The sequence below is a fragment of the Tateyamaria sp. GN1-10 genome, assembly GCF_055693845.1.
In genome coordinates, this window is sequence record NZ_JBVFUR010000004.1 from 2,193,432 (window position 1) to 2,214,276 (window position 20,845).

General features: G+C 57.5%; 21 protein-coding genes and 4 tRNA genes. 17 read left to right on the top strand and 8 right to left on the bottom strand.

Annotated features, from left to right (window positions below):
• The first annotated feature begins 108 nt into the window (after positions 1–108).
• Positions 109–1,236 (top strand): tRNA guanosine(34) transglycosylase Tgt, encoded by a 1,128-nt coding sequence (gene tgt / locus ACZ1HN_RS12730; protein WP_299602884.1) that lies wholly within the window; start codon positions 109–111, stop codon positions 1,234–1,236.
• A 12-nt stretch (positions 1,237–1,248) separates the two neighbouring features.
• Here the strand turns inward: tgt and ACZ1HN_RS12735 are convergent, their stop codons facing one another.
• Positions 1,249–2,046, bottom strand: a complete 798-nt coding sequence (locus ACZ1HN_RS12735; RefSeq protein WP_472727767.1) for a hypothetical protein — start codon at positions 2,044–2,046, stop codon at positions 1,249–1,251.
• Between the two features lie 837 nt (positions 2,047–2,883).
• Between ACZ1HN_RS12735 and lon the strand changes: the two genes are divergently transcribed.
• From lon to ACZ1HN_RS12750, 3 genes are all read left to right on the top strand, one after another.
• The gene (lon, locus tag ACZ1HN_RS12740) at positions 2,884–5,292 is read left to right on the top strand and encodes an endopeptidase La (RefSeq protein ID WP_472727768.1); all 2,409 of its coding nucleotides are present in this window, start codon (positions 2,884–2,886) and stop codon (positions 5,290–5,292) included.
• A 199-nt stretch (positions 5,293–5,491) separates the two neighbouring features.
• Positions 5,492–5,992: an HU family DNA-binding protein gene (locus ACZ1HN_RS12745; protein WP_472727769.1), complete on the top strand. Its 501-nt coding sequence runs from the start codon at positions 5,492–5,494 to the stop codon at positions 5,990–5,992.
• A gap of 59 nt (positions 5,993–6,051) precedes the next feature.
• Positions 6,052–6,126, top strand: a tRNA-Val gene (locus tag ACZ1HN_RS12750).
• 72 nt (positions 6,127–6,198) lie between these two features.
• Here the strand turns inward: ACZ1HN_RS12750 and ACZ1HN_RS12755 are convergent.
• The gene (locus ACZ1HN_RS12755) at positions 6,199–6,501 is read right to left on the bottom strand and encodes a YciI family protein (RefSeq protein ID WP_299772434.1); all 303 of its coding nucleotides are present in this window, start codon (positions 6,499–6,501) and stop codon (positions 6,199–6,201) included.
• An 85-nt stretch (positions 6,502–6,586) separates the two neighbouring features.
• Between ACZ1HN_RS12755 and ACZ1HN_RS12760 the strand changes: the two genes are divergently transcribed.
• The 4 genes from ACZ1HN_RS12760 (at position 6,587) to ACZ1HN_RS12775 (ending at position 8,096) form a co-directional block, all read left to right on the top strand.
• On the top strand, positions 6,587–7,393 hold the full coding sequence (locus ACZ1HN_RS12760; protein ID WP_472727770.1) for a LysR family transcriptional regulator: 807 nt from the start codon (positions 6,587–6,589) through the stop codon (positions 7,391–7,393).
• A 9-nt stretch (positions 7,394–7,402) separates the two neighbouring features.
• The gene (locus tag ACZ1HN_RS12765; RefSeq protein ID WP_472727771.1) at positions 7,403–7,738 is read left to right on the top strand and encodes a phosphoglycerate mutase family protein; all 336 of its coding nucleotides are present in this window, start codon (positions 7,403–7,405) and stop codon (positions 7,736–7,738) included.
• A complete protein-coding gene (locus ACZ1HN_RS12770) occupies positions 7,632–7,985 on the top strand; it encodes a histidine phosphatase family protein (RefSeq protein ID WP_472727772.1) in 354 nt (117 codons plus the stop codon). The genes ACZ1HN_RS12765 and ACZ1HN_RS12770 overlap by 107 nt, the downstream gene beginning before the upstream one ends.
• Positions 7,986–8,020: 35 nt before the next feature.
• Positions 8,021–8,096, top strand: a tRNA-Val gene (locus tag ACZ1HN_RS12775).
• A 77-nt stretch (positions 8,097–8,173) separates the two neighbouring features.
• On the opposite strand, the gene ACZ1HN_RS12780 is transcribed toward ACZ1HN_RS12775, so the two are convergent.
• The gene (locus tag ACZ1HN_RS12780) at positions 8,174–8,380 is read right to left on the bottom strand and encodes a ParD-like family protein (RefSeq protein WP_472727773.1); all 207 of its coding nucleotides are present in this window, start codon (positions 8,378–8,380) and stop codon (positions 8,174–8,176) included.
• A 114-nt stretch (positions 8,381–8,494) separates the two neighbouring features.
• Between ACZ1HN_RS12780 and map the strand changes: the two genes are divergently transcribed.
• Positions 8,495–9,352: a type I methionyl aminopeptidase gene (gene map / locus ACZ1HN_RS12785; RefSeq protein ID WP_472727774.1), complete on the top strand. Its 858-nt coding sequence runs from the start codon at positions 8,495–8,497 to the stop codon at positions 9,350–9,352.
• 137 nt (positions 9,353–9,489) lie between these two features.
• Here map and ACZ1HN_RS12790 read toward each other — a convergent pair whose 3' ends face one another.
• A complete protein-coding gene (locus ACZ1HN_RS12790) occupies positions 9,490–10,464 on the bottom strand; it encodes a lipase family protein (protein ID WP_472727775.1) in 975 nt (324 codons plus the stop codon).
• A 205-nt stretch (positions 10,465–10,669) separates the two neighbouring features.
• Between ACZ1HN_RS12790 and ACZ1HN_RS12795 the strand changes: the two genes are divergently transcribed.
• Both ACZ1HN_RS12795 and ACZ1HN_RS12800 read left to right on the top strand, forming a co-directional pair.
• Positions 10,670–11,380: a helix-turn-helix transcriptional regulator gene (locus ACZ1HN_RS12795; RefSeq protein ID WP_472727776.1), complete on the top strand. Its 711-nt coding sequence runs from the start codon at positions 10,670–10,672 to the stop codon at positions 11,378–11,380.
• Between the two features lie 88 nt (positions 11,381–11,468).
• A complete protein-coding gene (locus ACZ1HN_RS12800) occupies positions 11,469–11,714 on the top strand; it encodes a hypothetical protein (protein ID WP_472727777.1) in 246 nt (81 codons plus the stop codon).
• 84 nt (positions 11,715–11,798) lie between these two features.
• Here the strand turns inward: ACZ1HN_RS12800 and ACZ1HN_RS12805 are convergent, their stop codons facing one another.
• A complete protein-coding gene (locus tag ACZ1HN_RS12805; RefSeq protein WP_472727778.1) occupies positions 11,799–13,295 on the bottom strand; it encodes a hypothetical protein in 1,497 nt (498 codons plus the stop codon).
• Between the two features lie 238 nt (positions 13,296–13,533).
• On the opposite strand from ACZ1HN_RS12805, the gene ACZ1HN_RS12810 reads away from it, so the two are divergent.
• The 4 genes from ACZ1HN_RS12810 (at position 13,534) to ACZ1HN_RS12825 (ending at position 15,245) form a co-directional block, all read left to right on the top strand.
• On the top strand, positions 13,534–14,472 hold the full coding sequence (locus ACZ1HN_RS12810; RefSeq protein ID WP_472727779.1) for a pirin family protein: 939 nt from the start codon (positions 13,534–13,536) through the stop codon (positions 14,470–14,472).
• Positions 14,469–15,002: a GNAT family N-acetyltransferase gene (locus tag ACZ1HN_RS12815; protein ID WP_472727780.1), complete on the top strand. Its 534-nt coding sequence runs from the start codon at positions 14,469–14,471 to the stop codon at positions 15,000–15,002. The genes ACZ1HN_RS12810 and ACZ1HN_RS12815 overlap by 4 nt, the downstream gene beginning before the upstream one ends.
• A gap of 40 nt (positions 15,003–15,042) precedes the next feature.
• Positions 15,043–15,119 (top strand) — tRNA-Asp (locus tag ACZ1HN_RS12820).
• Between the two features lie 49 nt (positions 15,120–15,168).
• A tRNA-Asp gene (locus ACZ1HN_RS12825) sits at positions 15,169–15,245 on the top strand.
• Between the two features lie 108 nt (positions 15,246–15,353).
• On the opposite strand, the gene ACZ1HN_RS12830 is transcribed toward ACZ1HN_RS12825, so the two are convergent.
• Positions 15,354–16,106, bottom strand: a complete 753-nt coding sequence (locus ACZ1HN_RS12830; protein WP_472727781.1) for a hypothetical protein — start codon at positions 16,104–16,106, stop codon at positions 15,354–15,356.
• A 90-nt stretch (positions 16,107–16,196) separates the two neighbouring features.
• On the opposite strand from ACZ1HN_RS12830, the gene ACZ1HN_RS12835 reads away from it, so the two are divergent.
• The gene (locus tag ACZ1HN_RS12835) at positions 16,197–17,069 is read left to right on the top strand and encodes a glycosyltransferase family protein (RefSeq protein ID WP_472727782.1); all 873 of its coding nucleotides are present in this window, start codon (positions 16,197–16,199) and stop codon (positions 17,067–17,069) included.
• 27 nt (positions 17,070–17,096) lie between these two features.
• Here ACZ1HN_RS12835 and ACZ1HN_RS12840 read toward each other — a convergent pair whose 3' ends face one another.
• Together ACZ1HN_RS12840 and ACZ1HN_RS12845 are read right to left on the bottom strand one after the other, a co-directional pair.
• Positions 17,097–17,951 (bottom strand): alpha/beta fold hydrolase, encoded by an 855-nt coding sequence (locus tag ACZ1HN_RS12840; protein WP_472727783.1) that lies wholly within the window; start codon positions 17,949–17,951, stop codon positions 17,097–17,099.
• The gene (locus tag ACZ1HN_RS12845) at positions 17,948–19,318 is read right to left on the bottom strand and encodes a M20/M25/M40 family metallo-hydrolase (protein WP_472727784.1); all 1,371 of its coding nucleotides are present in this window, start codon (positions 19,316–19,318) and stop codon (positions 17,948–17,950) included. The genes ACZ1HN_RS12840 and ACZ1HN_RS12845 overlap by 4 nt, the downstream gene beginning before the upstream one ends.
• A gap of 222 nt (positions 19,319–19,540) precedes the next feature.
• Here ACZ1HN_RS12845 and hemA point away from each other — a divergent pair, with 222 nt between their 5' ends.
• Entirely contained in the window at positions 19,541–20,764 is a 1,224-nt protein-coding gene (gene hemA, locus ACZ1HN_RS12850; protein ID WP_299207131.1) for a 5-aminolevulinate synthase, read from the top strand.
• Positions 20,765–20,845 lie beyond the last annotated feature (81 nt).

The following is a 20,845-nucleotide window of genomic DNA, read 5'->3' on the forward strand; positions in this document are numbered from 1 at the left end:
TTTGTCTTAACTTGTTCATAAATCGTACACAGGTTGGGCGATTGCGTGGTGATTGTGCGTCTTCCCAGCGGGTCTTGGCATTTCTTCATCTGCGCGGCATGAGGGGCCATGACCCGTTTTTCATTTGATTTGCATGCCACCGATGGCCGCGCCCGCACCGGCACCATCACCACGCCGCGGGGCGAGATCCGAACGCCAGCCTTCATGCCCGTAGGGACGGCCGCCACCGTCAAGGCGATGCTGCCCGAGAGTGTGCGCGCCACCGGAGCCGATATCCTGCTGGGCAACACCTATCACCTCATGTTGCGCCCGACGGCTGAGCGGATCGATCGTCTGGGCGGGCTCCACAAGTTCATGAACTGGGATCGCCCCATTCTCACCGACAGTGGTGGGTTCCAGGTGATGAGCCTGGCGGGCCTGCGCAAGCTGACCGAGGAGGGGGTGACCTTCAAATCGCATATTGATGGGTCCAAGCATGCCTTGACGCCCGAGCGGTCCATGGACATCCAGCGGCTGCTGGGGTCGGACATCGTGATGTGTTTCGATGAGTGCCCGGCTTTGCCGGCCGATCGCGACCGGATTGCAGAGAGTATGCGTCTGTCGATGCGCTGGGCGAAGCGGTCCCGCGACGCCTTTGGCGACCGTCCGGGCCACGCTCTGTTTGGCATTCAGCAGGGCGGGCTTGAGGAAGATTTGCGCGCCGAGAGTGCCGACGCCCTCAGGGAGATCGGGTTCGAAGGCTATGCCGTGGGTGGTCTGGCCGTTGGCGAGGGGCAGGAGGCGATGTTTGGTTGCCTGGACTATGCGCCGGAGCAGTTGCCGCAGGACAAGCCCCGTTACCTGATGGGGGTGGGCAAGCCGGATGACATTGTAGGCGCAGTTGCGCGTGGCATCGACATGATGGACTGCGTACTGCCCTCGCGGTCGGGGCGGACGGGGCAGGTCTTTACCCGCCGCGGTGTGGTCAATATCAAGAATGCGCGACACGCCGATGATCCGCGTCCTTTGGATGAGGATTGTACCTGTCCCGCATGTTCCAACTACTCCCGCGCGTATCTGCATCATGTGTTTCGGGCGCAGGAGATGATCTCGGGCATGCTGCTGACATGGCACAACCTGCATTATTATCAGGAGTTGATGGCAGGGATGCGCGGCGCAATTGCTGCGGGGACGTTCGAGGCGTGGCAGGCCGCGTTTCATGCGGGCAGAGCGGAAGGTGATATCCCGCCGCTCTGACCTGTTTTTGTGTCAATCGCCGTCGGCGTTTGGCAAGTGGTCCAGATCGCAATAGTCGAAAAGGACCTCTTCGAACGTGTCGCCATCCTCAAGCGGAATGGCGTTGGTGCCTGCCAGCGCCCCGTTTGTCAGCATATCGTTCTGCAGTTTCAGACCCTTCTTGTTGACTGCACGCGCCTTGAGAAGTGGTGTGGTCGGCGTCGACGCGATGTAGTGTGCAATCGAAGACTGGTTTGAGATCACCTCGACATTGGCGGAGGCCTTGCCGATGTCGCCAGTGGTGAGCGACGCCGAGCCACCCAATGTCACCTGGGTGTTTTTTGTCTGGCACAGCAAGACGGTCATGCCTTCCGTCTCGTGTACATCGGTGACGACGAGATAGTTCTTCTTCCAGTCACCGGAGGCCAGTTTCCTTGCCAATTGGGTTCCGATGGACCCGATGTCCTTCATAGACCTGAGGACCATGCCGGAGCCGTTGTAGACCATGCTGTTCTTCTTTTCGAAGTGGACAGACAGTTGGACGGCGAAATCCACGCCGTCGACCTTGCCTCCGCCATCGGCGGTGGCGTTCACGATCGACACACCGTCCGATTGCAGCGACTCCACTTCGACCCGGGCGCTGGTTTCGGTTTCAAACGCGAGGCTGAAGTCTCGTGCAATGTTACCGAGTTTGGTGAACGCTCCGCCCTTGCCCTTGCCGCCGTGGATGGTGCCGTAGTCCCCGATCTGCACCAACCTGTTGGGCGGCCACATGACCTGAAATCCAAACTGCTTTTCCATCGCTTTCGCGTAGTCTGCCGGAAATCCCATAATCTGCTCCCAAAAATAATTTCAAAAAAACGCGGGAATCACCGCGCAGGGTGAAAGTGTAGCAGCGAATTCCCGTAATAAGGGAGTCGTTTTCTTGTGCCGTGACTATGGGGGGCGCTGAGTGACAGGTAAATGCCCATCTCGGTGTCGCAGCGGGGACCGATGGTCAGGAATTCCCCCATCGTGCGGGCTGCATGCGTGGCCTATATTGAATGCAGTCACGCACCCTGGGGAGGGACCGCCATGCCATTTGTTGTTTTTTCGTTTGTTTGGTTCTCAGTATCCGTCTTGGCGGTCCTGACTCTGGTGTGACTGATGAGAGACGGCGCGCGTGTCGCTTGGCGCGCCACGACGCCCCGCCCACCATCCCCGGCGACAAGCGACGCACTGCCCCCCCTGTGCGAAAATGCGCCCTTACGCGCAGCTTCGGGATCTCATGAGGCAACGAGTGCAACGGCACAACCAAATGAAGGCAGGGCCATGCCTGGGCAGAGAAGGTCAGCCGATAGCGGAGCGGGCTTAGATATGAATGGGCTTGGTCAAAGCGGTGAGGTCGCCTTGTTGCCCAAAGATCAAGCAAATGTGTTCGTGCGGAGTGCCGCAGAGCGCTGGGCGAATGCCGTATCTTGGGGGTGGAACCTGCTTTTCCACGACAAATTGTGTCAAAAAACTGGGGACAGTTTGCCGGGGGCCATTGCACCCTTGTCGTTGCCACGTCAGGATACACCTTGAAACCGAGGGGCTGGGATCACAGATCAGACAGTCCGAAGCACGGAGACAGCACAAGGTTGCCGCAGAGCGGGGCCACGCTGTCTTGCCAATGATAAGGAAAAGAGCATGCAAGAGCCTTTAAACGCCTCTTACCCGGTGCTGCCGCTGCGCGATATCGTGGTTTTCCCCCACATGATCGTGCCGCTGTTTGTCGGCCGCGACAAGTCGGTCCGCGCGCTGGAAGAGGTTATGGCTGACGACAAGCAGATTTTGCTGTCGAGCCAGATTGACCCGTCCGTTGACGACCCGGAAGCGTCTGGCATCTACAAAGCCGGGGTGCTGGCGAATGTGCTGCAACTGCTGAAACTGCCCGATGGCACTGTGAAGGTGTTGGTTGAGGGGCAGGCGCGGGTGCGCATCACCGAATACCTGGACAACGACAACTTCTTTGAAGCGCGTGCCGAGTATCTGACCGAGATGCCGGGAGATATCGCGACGACCGAAGCGCTGCTGCGGTCCGTCGCTGATGAGTTCGAGCGCTATGCCAAGGTGAAAAAGAACATTCCCGAAGAGGCATTAGCCGCTGTTGGGGAGACGACCGAGCCTGCGAAGCTGGCCGACCTTGTGGCCGGGCATCTGGGCATCGAGGTCGATCAGAAGCAGGACCTGCTTGAGACACTGGCGGTGAGCGAGCGGCTTGAGAAAGTCTATGGCCTGATGCAGGGCGAAATGTCGGTCCTGCAGGTCGAGAAGAAGATCAAGACCCGCGTGAAGTCCCAGATGGAGCGGACGCAGCGCGAGTATTATCTGAACGAACAGATGAAGGCGATCCAGCAAGAGCTGGGCGATGGCGAGGACGGCAAGAACGAAGTCGCTGAACTCGAAGAGAAAATTGCCGAGACCAAGCTGTCGAAAGAGGCCAAGGACAAGGCTGAGGCTGAGCTGAAGAAGCTCAAGAACATGTCGCCCATGTCCGCCGAGGCGACGGTTGTGCGCAACTATCTGGACTGGATGCTGTCGATCCCGTGGGGCGTGAAATCCCGCGTGAAGAAGGATCTGGGCAAGGCCGAAGCCATTCTGGACGCCGATCACTATGGCCTTGAGAAGGTCAAGGAACGGATCGTCGAATATCTGGCGGTGCAGCAACGCTCGAAAAAGATGAAGGGCCCGATCATGTGTCTGGTTGGTCCACCGGGCGTGGGTAAAACCTCGCTTGGTAAGTCGGTTGCCAAGGCGACGGGGCGCGAATTCATCCGCATTTCGCTTGGTGGCGTGCGGGATGAGAGCGAAATTCGCGGTCACCGCCGGACTTACATCGGCTCGATGCCTGGCAAGATCATTCAGGCGCTGAAAAAAGCCAAGACTACGAACCCGCTCATCCTGCTCGATGAAATCGACAAGATGGGTCAGGACTTCCGTGGGGACCCGGCGTCGGCCATGTTGGAGGTACTGGATCCGGAACAGAACAGCACATTTGTCGACCACTATCTTGAGGTCGAATATGACCTGTCGAACGTGATGTTCCTGACCACGTCGAACAGTTACAACATGCCTGGGCCGCTGCTGGACCGGATGGAGATCATTCCGCTGGCCGGCTACACCGAGGACGAAAAGCGCGAGATTGCCAAGCAACACCTGATCGCCAAGCAGATCAAGAACCATGGTCTGAAGGCCAAGGAGTTTGAACTGACCGATGAGGCGCTGAGCGACATCATCCGTTACTACACCCGCGAGGCGGGCGTGCGGAACCTGGAGCGCGAGATCGCCAAGGTGGCGCGGAAATCGCTGACCAAGATCGTCAAGAAAGAGGTTGAAGAGGTTGTTGTAACCTCAGAAAATCTCGACGATTTCCTCGGCGTGCGCAAGCATCGTTACGGTCTGGCCGAACAGGATGATCAGATCGGTGTTGTCACCGGGCTTGCCTGGACGTCGGTGGGGGGCGACCTGCTGCACATTGAGGCGTTGAAGCTGCCCGGGAAAGGTCGGATGAAGACAACCGGCAAGCTGGGCGATGTGATGAAGGAATCCATCGATGCAGCTTCGTCCTATGTCCGGTCGATCAGCCCGGGAATCGGGGTAAAACCGCCATTGTTCGACAAGACGGATATTCACGTGCACGTGCCGGACGGTGCAACGCCCAAGGATGGGCCAAGTGCCGGTCTTGCGATGGTGACATCTATCGTGTCCGTTCTGACCGGTATTCCGGTGCGCAGGGACATCGCCATGACCGGCGAAGTCAGTCTGCGTGGTAACGCGATGCCTATCGGTGGCTTGAAAGAAAAGCTGCTGGCGGCCCTGCGTGGCGGGATCAAGACTGTTCTCATCCCTGAAGAGAACGAAAAGGATCTGGCCGACATCCCAGACAACGTGAAAGAGGGGCTGGAGATCATCCCTGTCACCCACGTCACCGAGGTTCTGGAACGTGCATTGGTGTCGAAACCGGACGCCATTGAATGGGACGAGGCAGCCGAAGAAGCGGCCGCAGCCGCCGCGGCAGCTACTCGCGATACTGGTGCTGGTGCAACTGCCCACTGATCAGTCTGAAATGAAGATCGGCGCGCAAGCTTTTGTTTGCGCGCTTTTTTTATGCCTATCTAACCGTTGTGCTTGGTCAATTCTGTTGCCAAAACCGCGACAATCGAAGTTCCTTTTATTGTTTTGTTGCTAACTTATGGATTGAGTCACCGTTCCGCGCTATGCAGGGATCAAGCAGTCCAGAACGGAAGAGGCCAAAATGGCAACCCGCACAACAAAAACCACAACCAAGACCACGTCGACGCGCAGCTCTGCAACAAAGCCGAAGACGACAACGACCAAGTCCAAGGCAGTGGCCACAAAACCCGAGACCACGGTCAAGCCGTCCACAGCCACAACAAAGGCGGCCACGGCGGCACCCGTTGTTGTGGATGCACCCACTCCGGTGGTGGCAGGACCGATGATGCGTAAGAAAGAGTTGATTGATGCGGTTGTTGCGCGCAGCGGCATGAAAAAGAAAGACGTTAAACCGGCGGTCGAAGCCACTTTGGCGGTTCTCGGCGAGGCTCTGCAAGACGGGCGCGCGCTCAATCTGCATCCGATGGGCAAGGTCAAGATCAATCGCGAGAAAAAGTTGGCGTCAGGCCGCATGTTTGTTGCGCGCATTCGTCAGAACGACACACCGGCTGCCACGCAAACGGACGAGACCACGACAGTCACGAAGACAGCCGATACGTCAGACAAGGCCGCAGCCGAGTAGAATTCTACCCTCCGGGGCCTTGCATGGTCTGGTGCAGTTGGCTAAGACGCGCGGACTTTGGGTGATTAGCTCAGTGGTAGAGCGCTTCGTTCACATCGAAGATGTCAGCAGTTCGAATCTGTTATCACCCACCACCCCTCCTTTATTGGCTTCCATGCGCCTTACATCATCTTGTGAGTGAGCAGGCAGTGCGGTGGATGGGCCGCCTATGTTGCCTTCGGCGGCATGGCCACACCGTTGGCGAACACGTGGTTCCACCGCAGGATGCGAACAGATTTGCGCAAGCCGGTCGGCCAGAATGGGTCCGCTTCGACCAGTGCACGTGCTTTGTCCATGGATCCGACATTCACAATCCATGCGCCGCCAGCTGCGATATCACCATCAAATAACGGGCCTGCAGATTGAATTGCATCTGCGTGCGCTGTCAGGAATGCCAAGTGATCCGGCATGTACTGCGCCCGCACGTGATCGTGGTCTGGCGCATCTTCGAAAAGGATGAGGTAGGGCATTTACCGGCTCCACTGTTGTCAGTACCTGTATCGACCTGCGAAAATCCTGTGTGAATGGATATCTTCAAGGTAGTGGGTTGCAAAAATGCAGGATTGGGACTGGGACGATCTTCGAACACTTCAGGCTGTTGCGCGCGCCGGCAGCTTTGCGAAGGCAGCCGACGAAATGAGGCAGCATGAAACCACGGTTGCGCGCCGTGTGCGCAGGCTGGAACAGGTAACGGGTCATATTCTGTGGCGCGGTGCGGACGCAGGTTCAACGGCAGAGGGGACCCTGTTGTTGTCTCATATCGACCGGATGCGGGCCGAAGCTGCAGCGGCCGCCCGTGCATTGTCGGGGCAGGGTTGGCCGACTGGTTCGGTTTGTATCACTGCAGTGCCGTGGATCGTTGAAAGCGCTGTGTTGCCAGTTGTGCCGCACTGGTCCGAAAAGGCCCCCAATATCCGGCTGTCCCTGTTGTCGGATCACTCAAATCTTCGCCTGATGCACGGTGAAGCAGATATTGCATTGCGGATGGCCGAGCCGCGAGACGAGGGGGATGCTGTCGCGCGCAAGATCTGTGACGTGCCGTTTGTGGTCGCGGGTTGCGGCGATTGGGTGGGTTATGTGGAAGAGATGGCGCATTTGCCCCAAGCCCAATGGTCAGAGGCTGAACCCGGGGCTGTCTGTCTGCGTGTTTCGGATGTGGATGCGGCACATGCAGCTGTGCGCCAGGGTTTGGGCAAGGCGTGGTTGCCATTGTGCAAGACAGAAGATCTGCCTGTGACTACTGCCAGACGGCGTGTGCGCCCCTTGTGGTGCATTCTGCACCCACGCAGCAGACATGCGCCCGCAATCCGCGCGGTTGTGGAGGGGTTGTTGCCCCTTGTGAAGACCCGTTTGCAGGGGTAGCCGGGTGGGATGAGGTATCCCGATCTTCTGATCCTGCGCCACGGCGAAACCGAGTGGAACCGTATTGGGCGTATGCAGGGCGCGGCAGACAGCCCTCTGACCGACCTTGGCCGTACGCAGGCCAAAGCGCAGGGACGGTTGTTGGCCAAGCGTGATCTGACCGGATGGGGGTACCGCGTCAGCCCGCTGGGGCGATGTCGTGAAACGGCGCGTATTGCCTTGGGCCGCAAGATCGAGGGTGCCCAGGAGGATCTCGCGTCTGGTCGAGATCACGTTGGGGGATTGGACCGGAAAACTGCGGACCGAGATCGCTGCAGAGGTGCCGTACCTGTTCGACCAGGGTGATGGGATGGAGTGGTATGACCACGCACCCGGCGGCGAGGGTTTGGAAGGACTCTACGCGCGCACCGGCGCGTTTCTGTCAGAATTGAACGCACCCACGGTTATCGTGACGCACGGAATTACATCGCGCATCCTGCGGTGTCACTATCTTGGCCTTGAGCCTGCGGCCTTTGCCGATCTGCCGGGTGGGCAGGGTGTGATTTACCACATGTCGAACGGGTCACAGAGCTGTCTTGCAGAAGGGGGTTGAAGGTCCCGACAACCTTGCGCTAAGAGGCGTCTAACGGGTCGTTAGCTCAGTTGGTAGAGCGCTTCGTTTACACCGAAGATGTCGGGAGTTCGAGCCTCTCACGACCCACCATACTCTCGGCTTGTGAATGTTTTGGTCGATGACGTTTTTGCCGCGGCTATGACGTTGTTGGTGCTGACAGACCCCGGTCAAGCTGCGTGAACATCGGGTAGGCGCACGTCTGCCTCTTTCAATTGCATCGCCACAAGTGCGTTGAATGAAAGTGTCGGGTTAGCCTCGGCCAGCATACCCATCTTCATCCAGAATTCGGCCTGCGCGTTGATAGAGCGGCACATCGCGCCGCTTGCACGGCGGATGTCTTCGTGCAGGTCATCTGCAATCTTTACGATACCCATGGACGTTCTCCTTATATTGGGTGTATATGATTTGTATACGATTCTGTATATCATCTGGCCAATCAGCGCGCAACTCTGATGCTGCCCGGAGGCCAGACATGGGGGATGCGCCTTATGAATACGTACATCGATGTTCCGACTGCCCCTGATCCCGCCACGGCATTTCGAACGGAGGGTATCAAGCTCTATGGGCCCGATGCTTTTGCCGGCATGCGGCTGGCTGGACAGTTGACGGCGCAATGTCTGGACGAGATTTCGGAATTTGTCCGCCCCGGTATCGCCTTGGCTGATATCGATGCCTTTGTTCGCAACTTCGCGGAAAGGCATGGTGCACGGCCTGCGACGTTGGGGTTCAATGGCTACAATTATGCATGTTGTACATCAGTGAATCACGTTGTGTGTCACGGGTTTCCGACTACGAAAAAGCTGCGGGACGGGGATATCGTCAATGTCGACGTTACGCTTGTCCGTGATGGTTGGTTTGGAGATTCAAGCCGGATGTATGCGGTCGGCACACCGCGCCGGTCGGCTGTCCGGTTGGCGGATATTGCGTATCAGGCGATGATGTCCGGCATTGGCGTTGTGCGCCCTGGCGCAACGCTTGGTGACGTGGGCCATGCGATCCAATCCTTTGCGGAACGGCAGAGGTGTTCGATCGTGCGCGACTATTGTGGGCATGGCATTGGGCAGGTTTTTCACGACTCTCCGAACATTCTGAACTTTGGGCGCGCCGGCACTGGAGTGGAGCTCCGCGAGGGCATGATTTTCACGATCGAGCCGATGGTCAACCTTGGCCGCCCCGAGGTGAAGGTCCTTGCCGATGGGTGGACAGTAGTTACGCGTGACAAGACGCTATCAGCACAATTCGAACACTCCATCGGTGTCACGGCGGAGGGGTGCGAAGTGTTTACGTCATCCCCGGCTGGTCTGCATATGCCGGGGTTCGACATGGAGTTGACGCAACACGCATGACGGCACCCTTCGTACCATTTTGTCGATGGCTAAAATGCGGGTCAAATTGCCTCGATGGTATCAGGTCCGCGCAATGATCGTCGCCAATTTCGCGCGGGTCCATTGGCTGAAGAACGCGGTGCAGGCCATGCAATCGCCTACATGATCGACAGGGCCCGCGCGGGATCCTTGTAAACAAGATGCGTAGGGTCCGTGGGACTTTCACGCGTCTTTTTACTCAGATGTTTGCGCAGAATCTGGCAGGTCCTTTGCAATTCGTGGTCCTTGATAACTGAGAGGCTTGGGATGGCGTCAAGGATCTGTTCATCGCGATCCAGTGTCACGGACTGATCCGGTTCAATGAAATTCAGTTGGCCGACATGGTAGTATTCTTCGTCCACGCCGAAGTTGTCGGATATGGGCAGATAGGCCGCGAATTCCTTGTTGTTTACCCAGCGGAATGTAGGGCCTTTGACATGGTGTTTGTAGGCATCGCGGAACTTGTGATTTCCGACGCGAGGGGCGCCGAATGTGTATACGCCGTCGACGGGTAATGGTTCGGCTCGGGCAAATCGGTACGCGCAAAGGGTTGCGAGCGCACCACCAAGACTGTGCCCAGTCAGAAACACCTTTTGGTTGTTGTTGCGGCGTGACTTCACCTTGGCGAAGATCTCAGGATAGCGCGAATTGAGGGACGCCCAGAAACCGCGATGGACACGCACGTTGGTCACCCCGCCTAAATGCGTGGGAGCATCCACCATGCGATGGTTGATATTGCTGATCCAGTCCTGCGGGTTGCTTTCGCTGCCGCGAAAGACAACAAAGATCACCCGACTGGTGGCGACAATTGCCACTTCGACGTCGAAGATTGAGGTAATTGACCCGCTGGACTCTACCGTTTCCAGTTCGGCCTTGTCGTCCGGATCACTTAGTGCCCGCACTTGAGCCCGTATAACATCCGACCATTTGCCGTTGACGACGGATGGTTGATGGTAGGCATAAAAACTGAGAACGGACAGAAGATAGGCATTGGTCATGGAGTGCCCGGTGGCGGTTTCACGAAAATATTGAAGCATAATCAGTTCCCTTTTTAAAAATGGACCAAGCATAGGAATACTGATCTGTTGCGCCAAGATAATTTTGGGGCAGAGCCATCGTGTTGGGTTCGTTGTGCTGCACTCCTGTTGCCTGTCTGCGCCTCACTCACATTCGTTTGGCATCGAGTGGCTTGTTCGCATTGAAAGCGTGCAGTGACGTTATCAAATCTCTGATTTGAGCTGGGATGGCGGCGATCTTGGCCCTGGGCGTGCTAGCCTGTTTTCAAGGTAAGGGATTGCAATGACACATACTGCCTTGGAGGCCATTCGCGCTGAAACGGATACGGGTGCCTTGTGGGCGCTGTTGTTGCTCTATTTCCACGAGCGGGGCATCACCAAGGTCAGTTATCACCATTTTACCGGAGACGTGCGCGCGCAGGATGCGGTGAACGTGAATGCAGATGGTTTTTCCGAGGAGTGGGTGTGTCATTATGTCGAGCAGAAGCTCTATACCATCGACCCGATCACTGAATTTGCGCAAAGCGTGACAGCACCGTTCCGATGGTCGAACATTCGCAATCTTGTGCGCCTGACCGTAGATCAGAAGCGATACCTGAACGACATGCGCGATGCTGGAGTGGGCGATGGTCTTGCATTCCAGGTTTTTGGCCCGGGGGTGCGCAATGGCTATGTTGGTTTAGGCGTGAATGCGGCTGGTGATTTTCCAAGCGATGCGCTTGTCCTGGATTTTCAGGTTGTCGCACAAGCGGGGCATATCCGGTATTGCGAGTTGAACCCGACGTCTTTTTCCGGCGTTGACCTGTCCCCGCGCGAGCGCCAAATCCTGCGGTGGATTGCACGTGGCAAGTCTAACAGCAGTATTGCGGACATTCTGCTTTTGTCGCCTCATACAGTGGATACTCTGGTGCGCCGCATCTTTTCCAAGCTAGGGGTGACTGATCGAACAACCGCGGCGGTCAAGGGGATCGGGGCAGGGCTTATTTTGCCTTGATGGCTGTAACGTAACTGCGTGACATGACAGGCTGTTGGTATCGCTCATAAAATACAGTCATCAAACATGTGTTCAAAGGGCCCGGGACATGCTGGAAACCGAGAGTCAAAGTCCGCCGCTGGGCACCTACGTTCAAAGCTTGTTGCGTGAGCTGGATGACCTGCCGCAAGAGGGCAGGACAAGTGCCGTGTTGGCCGTCACGGCACACCTTTTGGAATATGCGGCATTCGAGGTCGCTCAGTCAGACGAAGCCCGACAAGTGGCGCGGCTGATCGTTTTGGCGGCGGATATGGAACGGACGGCGTTGCAGTTGAAGGGCAAGCCGTTGTCTTGACCAATGCTTGTCAATTGGAGCGGATGACGTCTGTGCCACGAGGCGCGATTGGACGCCGCGCATATGTGCGCGGCGTCCGGTATTTTATTGGGCCGGTTTCAGCGGCTCAATCTCGGAATAGACGTGCGACAGACCGAACGCTTCAAAGCTGTTTGGCGTGCCTTCTGTGAGGTTGTGACAGCTAAAGCAGTTGGTCCCTTGCGTGTAAGTCTCCATCGTCATGTTCGCGATGGTGGTCGAACCACGCAGGTTCAGGGCCTGGTTCGCCGTTTGGTTGGGAATTGGTGCGGCGCCGCCACCCGGAGGTGTCGTTGTCCAGACGCTGCCGGTCTGGATATAGTTTGCGCGAGTGTCACCCGTCGCCAATTGGCTGCGCACCGAGTTATTGATCGACAGCAACAGCGTGTTGTTGGTGACCGTTGCACTTGACGGATCATTGGCAAGGCTGCCCCAAGGATATTCGCGCACCGTATTCGACGGGACGATTCCGCCTTCACAGACCGGCTCTCCGGTACCGCTGACATTGACTGCAATCGTGCCATCTTTGTTGGCCTTCATACATTCGATGTTGGCACCGTCCTGCGCGCCGCTTTCGGCCATGAAGAGAAAGTCGTGATTGCTGTCAAAATCGTTCAGGGTGATCGTGCCGTCATCCGCCAAGTAGTAATAGGGCGCGTCGGGCGCATTGTTGTAGTGTTCGAACGTCGCCCAGACAAATTCCGGGTGATCTTGGACCGTGCCCACAACGTGCATGCCGGTGAGGGCGAGTGTCACGGTTTTGGTGGGGGTTGTTGCATCGACGGACATGGCCGTGTTGTCGGCATTCGCGACGAAGTTTGGAATCGTACCCTCAATCGTCAGGTAGGTGCTGCTGTCCGAGAGCGTGCTGGCTTCAACCCATGACGTCTTGAGTTCCATTGCCAGCTGATTGCCAGTCAGAAGTGTGGTGCCGCTCCAGCTGTCACTCATGTAGGTCTGCAAGTCGGTCAGATCTGCCTGCGTGTATGGAAAGGTCGTTTTGGACGCGAGGTTCGAGGTCGGATCCTTCTGTCCTGTCAGGAAGTAGGCATAGGCATCGTTCGCCGCCAGCCCGTAGTAGACCAAGGAACTGTCTTGCGACATCAGGACACCGGATGATCCGGCCTGGCCGATTTCGCCAATATCGTCACCGGCAGGTGTGTCAGCCTTTTCACTGCGGACCTGCAAAGCCGTTGGGGTGGATGCGGTGTTTTCAATAAACACGCGGTTGCCGCTGCTGTCGACGGGGGCAATCGTGAAGAAATTTGGGCTGTCCAGTACCAGTTTGGTGCCGTCTGTAGACGTCAGCCAGAGGAACATCTGCGCACCCCAAGTGTAGAAATCGCATCTGTCAGGGTCGTCGTTGTACGTCGATGTAAATGTGACGGAGTCCGGTGCGTCGATGGCAGCGTTTTCTGCAACTGACCCTCCGGCGAACCAGCCGTTTATAGTGTCCGACGACACGACACAGGTGGGGGCCATGTCTGTGGGTACGATACTATCGGCCCAAACCGGCCCTGCAACGGCTGCACAAGCCGCTGTGAAACATACTAAAGTCTTCATATTATCCTCTGTTTTCTGGGTACCTGCAATTGTGGGTACCTGCGCTCGTTATACGGGAGGTTGATCCTATCACAAAGGAATTTACTCGTAGAAGTTGCGCTTTGAATCAATCTCGAGTTGTGAGGTGGACATGGTCACCGCCAACCGTGCTTGGGTGCACATGGTCCGTGTACGACAATTGCTTGTTGGTCAGCATCCCCCAACTATCTTGATCATATGACGCGTAAGGAGACATGCTATGAGCTGGAACCCGGCCCTTGATCCCGATTGCCCCAAAGGGGATGCCGTTGACGCAATTGAAACTGTCATTGTGCCGCGTGCCCGTGATCTGGGTGGGTTTGAGGTGCGTCGTGCCTTGCCAGCGCCCAAGCGGCAGATGGTGGGCCCGTTCATCTTTTTTGATCAGATGGGGCCGGCGGAGTTCGTGACTGGAAAAGGCATTGATGTCCGTCCGCACCCGCATATCGGGTTGGCCACTGTCACGTACCTCTACAAAGGTAAAATACATCACCGGGACAGCCTTGGCACGGATCAGTGGATCGAACCGGGCGCTGTGAACTGGATGGTGGCAGGCCACGGGATTACACACTCTGAACGCACGGATGGCGAGATCCGCAAGAAACCGCATAACCTGTTCGGCATTCAGACTTGGGTTGCTTTGCCCAAGGACGCCGAGGATGAGCCGGCCGATTTTCAGCACGCGCCCAAGGACACGCTGCCGTTTCTGGAAGGGGAAGGCAAAGAGGTGCGCCTGATCCTCGGGGATGCGTGGGGCGAGACGGCGCCCGTGCAGACGTTTTCCGAGATGTTTTATGCGGACGCTGTTCTTGAGGCAGGCGCCCGTATTCCTTTGCCCGACAACCATGAGGATCGTGGTGTTTACGTCGTCGAAGGGTCGGTGACTGTAGCCGGAGATGTCTACAACGCGGGGCAGATGATGGTTTTTCGTCCCGGAGACGCTATTTCGCTGGCGGCAGGTGAGCAGGGCGCGCGACTGATGCTTCTTGGTGGAGCGACGTTGGAGGGATCGCGGTACATTTGGTGGAACTTTGTGGCGTCATCACAGGACCGCATTGATGCGGCCAAGGAGGCTTGGCGCGCGGGCGATTGGGCGCATGGCCGGTTTCAATTGCCGCCCGGGGATGAAAGCGAGTTCATTCCACTGCCGGACAAATGACGGTACGCTTGCGCCGTGCGGGGCCAGAAGATGCACCTGCGCTTGCGGCCTTGCACGCGCGAAGCTGGCGGGCGTCCTATGCGCCATATGTTCCGGCAGAGGCCCTGGGTGCGCCGCTTGATGACAATATGCGCGCGCGGTGGGATAGCTGGCCTGCCGACCGGTTGATCTTGCTGGCCGAAGACGGCGATGCCGTGCTGGGGTTCGCCGCCGTGGTGCGGCAGGATGTGCCGCTTCTGGACAATCTGCACGTCGATCCGGACGCGCGCAGCGGCGGTGTTGGTGCGCGGCTGCTGAAGATGATGGCTGCGTGTCTGGCGGAAGAGGGCGCAACGTCCTTGCGTTTGATCGTGATTGCCGACAATGCGCGTGCCCGCCGCTTCTATGTCCGCATGGGTGGACAAGAGGACACCCTTATCGACGAAACACTGCTTGGGGCGACGGTACGCATGGTGCCGTTTCGTTGGTCTGGTGCCGCCTTTGACATTCTGGCAGCAGATTTCGACTGCCAAGCGGGAAAAGACGCTTGACGGGGCGGGGGGCTGATCATAAACCCGCCAAACGCAGCGGGCGGTTGTAGCTCAGTTGGTTAGAGTACCGGCCTGTCACGCCGGGGGTCGCGGGTTCGAGCCCCGTCAACCGCGCCACTGCTGCTCTCTGGTCCCGGAGGAATGGGCACGCCGAAAGGCAAAATGCGCGGTTGTAGCTCAGTTGGTTAGAGTACCGGCCTGTCACGCCGGGGGTCGCGGGTTCGAGCCCCGTCAACCGCGCCACTTTTCCCAACCTCCAAGCCATGCTGATTGCTCTGTGATTGCCTTGCGGTGGAACGAGGGGCCAGCCCCTCGTGCTCCCCGAAGTTTACCTGGCAAGATGAAAGAGGATCAGTAGATGTAGCCCAATTGCGCTTCGAGGTTTGTGTCTACAGAGCTGCGCAGGTGCGTCATGTCCTCTGGGCTCCAGCGGTCGGGCAGGGCGGGGCGATCTGCAACGGCTGGCTTGAATTTTGAGCCAAGCCGTTTGACCACGGGGCGGTATTCGGCATGCGGTTGAGCAGAGCCAAGACCGGACGTCAAAGCATCGAGTGTCGCCCGTGGTCGCTCTTGCGCATCCTCCATACGGAGAATGGCGCAAGTGCAGTCACGGTTCAGCAGCGACAACATCCCGTTGAGTTTTGCGGTGCGCAGGGCAAACAGTGTTTCGAAATGTGCGCCCGTTGCCGGATGCCTGTCATGTTGCAAAGGCAGGCCGACACTGCCTTCCGGGACCAGCCCTTCGAAGTATCGGGGACGGTCAATGATCGTGTCCCATGGTGCGCGAATGAACTCTGAAAAAGGCATGGCCTGCATGGCGGGTGTCGTGTGCCATGGTTTGGAAAACATGGACCGCGCCCATGTGTCAGCCCTTCGTACAACGACGATCACCGCCAAGTCTGACGGGATCGCCATCATGTGGGGAAAGCCATGTTTCCAGCCCAGTGCTTCGGTTGGTATTAGGTTTGTGTTCCGGCCCAACAAGCGCTTGACGAAATTCGTGCCCGATGACCGTTCCCCGATAACCTGATAGCCCGTGATCGGCGTTTCACCCGCACGCCTGACATGCAGGCCGGTCGTGGGAAAGTCTGAGGTGAGTGTCATGCGCAGCCTCTGGGGCAAAATAACGATTCTCTTGGCCGGGTCCTTGCGATAGGGTGCGCAAAAATAACCCTTTGAGCAGGACCTTAGCAGATGCAGACAGTGGCCGTCGTGACCATGGTGCGCGATGATGCGTTTTTCCTGAAAGCGTGGCTGCGCCACTACGGTGAGATGTTTGGCCGCGAGAATTGCTATGTCATCAATCACGGTCGTGGTGCCGAAGTGGCCGAGCTGGCCGCCGGGTGCAACATCATCGGCATTCCGGGGGACCCGCACAAGAATTTCGACATCAAGCGTTGGGGATTGCTGAACAACCTCGTTGGGGGACTACGGCGCTACTACCGTCATTTGATCGTTGGTGACGTGGATGAACTGATCGTGCGTGACCCGGAGGCGGGCGGTACGTTGCTGGATTTTCTGGAAGATGCGCCTGATGGTCGTGTGTTGACGCCGCTTGGTCTTGAGGTGATCCACCGTATTGATCTTGAAAAGGATGAAATCACGGATCACATCATTGGTCCGCGTCGCCATGTCCGTCCGGCACCACATTATTCCAAGCCTTGCATCATCTCTGCCCCAGTCAAGATCGCGCGGGGCGGGCATTTCACGCAGGCCGACAAGCTGTTCACACCGGACGATTTGTACCTCATGCATCTGAAGTTCTGTGATTTCGGTGCCTATGTCGGGGTCATGGATCACCGCAACGCGGTCACCGATGAGGTGAATGCATCGGTCAAGGAAGCCTCGATAGGTCGCCACTGGTTTGCAGAAGCGCGGGGGGAGGATCGAGAGGTTTTCGAAGACTTCGCCAAGCTCGAAATGGTCGATGAGTTCGACATGCGCCCGTTGCGTCGGAAGATGCAGCGCAGTTTCAAACCGCGTGGCGATACTGGATATTATCATTTCGACCGCCCGGACTATGCTACCCAGTATGTGTTGCCCGAGAGGTTTGTGGGCGTGATTTGACGTGCGGGGCGCACCGGCAGGTGCGCCTTACTTTTGCGAACTCAAGAAATCGGTAAGAGCCTTTGCAGTCTCCACGGAGTGTGTGTCTGGGAAGAAATGTCCGCCGGGCAGTCCCTTCGCTTGCATGTTTGTCAGCCGATCCGCCCAGGTGGCTGCCACGTCATAGGATTGTCCCATAACGCTGTCTGCGCCGTAGAGGACAAGGGCAGGGCAATCGACCGATCGCCCAAGATCGGACGCGTCGAGGTCGAAATCAACATCGATGCTGGCGCGGTAGTCGTTGCACATCGTGCGGATGCAATCGGGATCGCGCCATGAAGTGCGATACGCCTCAAGCGCGTCGGCGTCGAACCCGCCCATACCACCGCCCCAACCGGCTAGGCAGCTATCGAAATAGGCATCGGGATCATGGCCGATCAGCGTTTCCGGAAACGGTGCAGGTTGAGCCAGAAAGAACCAGTGATAGTATGCGCGCGCAAACTGCTGCGTCACCTCGTTCAGCAGCAAATGGGTCGGTACAATATCCATCAAGGTGAGGGACAGGACGCTGTTGGCACTATCCAAAGCCATGCGATGTGCGGTGCGCGCGCCGCGGTCGTGACCGACGAGGTGGAATTGATCAAAGCCGAGATGTTCCATAAGCGCCCGTTGATCAGTGGCCATGTTGCGAAAGCTCATATCCTCCATCTGCGCGGGTTTGGTGCTGGCACCGTAGCCGCGCAAATCGGCGGTGACGACGGTGAAGCCCCGGGCCAGTTGCGGTGCAATGGCGTGCCACATGGCCCGCGTTTGTGGAAACCCATGCAGCAACAGAACAGGAGGACCATTGCCCCATACTTCATGGGCGATGGTGACGCCTTCGGCGGTCGTGAACGTCATCATGTCAGGGCGTCTAGGATACGGGCCCAGCTGCGGATACCTTTGTGAAAGCTCTCCATGTCGTATTTTTCGTTGGGTGAGTGGATCTGATCGTCATCCTTGCCAAAGCCGACGAGCATGGGGGTGGTGTCAAGAATGTCTTGGAAATGACCCGCGATCGGAATCGAGCCACCGCAGCCGACATAGGCGGCAGGGACATTCCATTCATTCGTGAGCGCAACACGCGCCGCTTCGAAGGCCGGATCGGTTGTTTCTGTCGTCGATGCCTGGCTGGCTCCATGGCCCGAGAATTCAACCTCGCAATCGGCGGGCAGGGCGTCGCGCACCAATTGACGGAAGCTGTTGCGGATCTTGTGCGGGTCCTGATCGCCGACAAGGCGGAAAGACACTTTGGCGTGCGCCTTGGATGGTAGGACAGTCTTGAAGCCGTCGCCTGTGTAACCGCCCCAGATGCCATTCACATCGCAGGTCGGGCGGGACCAGATCATTTCGATTGGGGTACGGTCCTGTTCACCCGCTGGCTCAGACAAACCTACATCCCCGAGGAACGTGCCATGGTCAAAGGCGAGGCCTTGCCATTGGCTGCGAATGTCATCCGGCAATTCGTGTACGCCGTCGTAGAACCCAGGGACCGTAACGCGACCTTGATCGTCATGCAGTGAGGCAAGGACGCGGGTAAGTACACGGATCGGGTTCATTGCGACCCCACCATACATGCCCGAATGCAAGTCTTTGTCTGGGGCGGTGATCGTGATCTCTTCGCCTAGCAGCCCACGCAGCATAGTGACAATGGAGGGCACGCGGGACTCGAACATGCCGGTGTCGCAGATCAGGGCGAGGTCGGATTTCAGCTCTTCCGCGTTCTCCTGCATGAAGGGGACCAGTGACGGAGAGCCTGATTCTTCTTCGCCTTCGAAGAAGAAGGTAATGCGGCATGGCAGGGCGCCGTGCTCGGACTTCCAGGCGCGACATGCTTCAACAAAGGTCATCAGCTGACCTTTGTCATCAGATGAACCACGCCCGCGGATAACCTTGCCCTTGGCTGTCTCTTCGATCTGTGGGTCGAACGGGTCGCGATCCCAAAGTTCAAGCGGATCAACAGGTTGTACGTCGTAGTGCCCGTAGAACAGAAGGTGCGGTCCGTCGCCTTCTAGGTGACCCACAACCATTGGATGCCCCGGTGTTTCCCGTTTTTCTGCTGTGATACCAATGCTTTGCAGATCCCTCACCAACCAGTCCGCCGCGGTCTGACAATGATCCGCAAATGCCGGATCGGTCGAGATCGACTGGATGCGCAAAAGCTCCAGCAACCGTTCAGTCGCTTGGGGCAAATCAGCATCAATGCGGGACAGAACGGCGTCGAGGGTCATGGGTTTTCCTTTGGTTTGACTGCTGCGGCAACACTACGATGCGGCGGGGCAGTGTCCAGTGGTTGATCTGGGTCAAAGCGAAGGTTGCCTGGGTGGGGAATACCAGACCTGCGACATGACGCGCATTTGATTAGCATTGAAGCCCAATCTCGCTGTCTATATTCATTCTAAATACTGCGTCAGCGGAATGACATAGACGCAAAGACCAAAATGGAGCCTCGCGTGGACTACACCGCCAAATTGGACACCGCCCTGCAACGCCTGCACGACGAAGGCCGCTACCGGACCTTCATCGACATCGAGCGTCAGAAGGGCCAGTTCCCGCATGCGGAATGGACGCGGCCAGATGGCACCAAGGCACCGATCACGGTGTGGTGCGGCAATGACTATCTTGGCATGGGTCAAAACCCCATTGTGCTGCAAGCCATGCATGAGGCGATTGATGCGACCGGTGCCGGTTCTGGCGGGACGCGCAACATTTCGGGCACGACGGTGTACCATAAACGGCTTGAGGCCGAGCTTGCCGATCTGCACGGCAAGGATGCGGCGCTGCTGTTCACGAGCGCGTATATCGCCAACGACGCGACATTAAGCACGCTCCCTAAGCTCTTTCCGGGCCTTATTATTTATTCGGATGCATTGAACCATGCGTCGATGATCGAAGGTGTGCGTCGCAACGGTGGTGCCAAGCGTGTTTTCCGCCACAACGATGTCGAGCATCTGCGGGAGCTTTTGGAGGCTGACGATCCTGATGCGCCCAAACTGATCGCATTCGAGTCCATCTATTCGATGGATGGCGATTTTGGACCAATCGAAGAGATTTGTGATCTTGCCGACGAATTCGGCGCGCTCACATATATCGATGAGGTGCACGCCGTGGGCATGTACGGTCCGCGTGGTGCAGGTGTTGCTGAGCGTGACGGGGTGATGCACCGCATCGACATCATCAACGGCACGCTGGCGAAGGCGTATGGGGTTATGGGGGGCTACATCGCCGCATCGGCCAAGATGTGCGATGCGATCCGGTCATATGCGCCTGGGTTTATTTTTACGACGTCGCTGCCACCCGCCGTCGCTGCCGGGGCGGCTGCATCGGTTGCGTTCTTGAAAACAGCTGAAAACCTGCGCGCGGACCATCAGGTACAAGCCAAGGCGTTGAAATTGCGACTGAAGGGCATGGGCTTGCCCATTATCGATCACGGCAGTCACATCGTTCCTGTCATGGTCGGCAACCCTGTTCACACCAAGATGCTCAGCGACATGCTGTTGGAAGAGCACGGTATTTATGTCCAGCCGATCAACTTTCCGACGGTCCCACGCGGCACCGAACGGCTGCGATTTACCCCATCGCCGGTGCACGGTCCGAACGAGATCGATGCGCTTGTAAAAGCTATGGATAAACTGTGGTCTCATTGTGCGCTAAATCGCGCCGAGAGCGCAGGATAATTCACTAATATTCGCAAATAACATTGCCATATGTTACCGTCTGTTAAACAACAGAGGTGAAGCGAATCGAGTGGGATCGAT

Excerpts from the sequence above, each read along its gene's own strand:
- tgt (WP_299602884.1), top strand. The coding sequence starts at position 109 with ATGACCCGTTTTTCATTTGATTTGCATGCCACCGATGGCCGCGCCCGC.
- ACZ1HN_RS12735 (WP_472727767.1), bottom strand. The coding sequence starts at position 2,046 with ATGGGATTTCCGGCAGACTACGCGAAAGCGATGGAAAAGCAGTTTGGA.
- lon (WP_472727768.1), top strand. The coding sequence starts at position 2,884 with ATGCAAGAGCCTTTAAACGCCTCTTACCCGGTGCTGCCGCTGCGCGAT.
- ACZ1HN_RS12745 (WP_472727769.1), top strand. The coding sequence starts at position 5,492 with ATGGCAACCCGCACAACAAAAACCACAACCAAGACCACGTCGACGCGC.
- ACZ1HN_RS12755 (WP_299772434.1), bottom strand. The coding sequence starts at position 6,501 with ATGCCCTACCTCATCCTTTTCGAAGATGCGCCAGACCACGATCACGTG.
- ACZ1HN_RS12760 (WP_472727770.1), top strand. The coding sequence starts at position 6,587 with ATGCAGGATTGGGACTGGGACGATCTTCGAACACTTCAGGCTGTTGCG.
- ACZ1HN_RS12765 (WP_472727771.1), top strand. The coding sequence starts at position 7,403 with ATGAGGTATCCCGATCTTCTGATCCTGCGCCACGGCGAAACCGAGTGG.
- ACZ1HN_RS12780 (WP_472727773.1), bottom strand. The coding sequence starts at position 8,380 with ATGGGTATCGTAAAGATTGCAGATGACCTGCACGAAGACATCCGCCGT.
- map (WP_472727774.1), top strand. The coding sequence starts at position 8,495 with ATGAATACGTACATCGATGTTCCGACTGCCCCTGATCCCGCCACGGCA.
- ACZ1HN_RS12795 (WP_472727776.1), top strand. The coding sequence starts at position 10,670 with ATGACACATACTGCCTTGGAGGCCATTCGCGCTGAAACGGATACGGGT.
- ACZ1HN_RS12800 (WP_472727777.1), top strand. The coding sequence starts at position 11,469 with ATGCTGGAAACCGAGAGTCAAAGTCCGCCGCTGGGCACCTACGTTCAA.
- ACZ1HN_RS12805 (WP_472727778.1), bottom strand. The coding sequence starts at position 13,295 with ATGAAGACTTTAGTATGTTTCACAGCGGCTTGTGCAGCCGTTGCAGGG.
- ACZ1HN_RS12810 (WP_472727779.1), top strand. The coding sequence starts at position 13,534 with ATGAGCTGGAACCCGGCCCTTGATCCCGATTGCCCCAAAGGGGATGCC.
- ACZ1HN_RS12815 (WP_472727780.1), top strand. The coding sequence starts at position 14,469 with ATGACGGTACGCTTGCGCCGTGCGGGGCCAGAAGATGCACCTGCGCTT.
- ACZ1HN_RS12830 (WP_472727781.1), bottom strand. The coding sequence starts at position 16,106 with ATGACACTCACCTCAGACTTTCCCACGACCGGCCTGCATGTCAGGCGT.
- ACZ1HN_RS12835 (WP_472727782.1), top strand. The coding sequence starts at position 16,197 with ATGCAGACAGTGGCCGTCGTGACCATGGTGCGCGATGATGCGTTTTTC.
- ACZ1HN_RS12840 (WP_472727783.1), bottom strand. The coding sequence starts at position 17,951 with ATGATGACGTTCACGACCGCCGAAGGCGTCACCATCGCCCATGAAGTA.
- ACZ1HN_RS12845 (WP_472727784.1), bottom strand. The coding sequence starts at position 19,318 with ATGACCCTCGACGCCGTTCTGTCCCGCATTGATGCTGATTTGCCCCAA.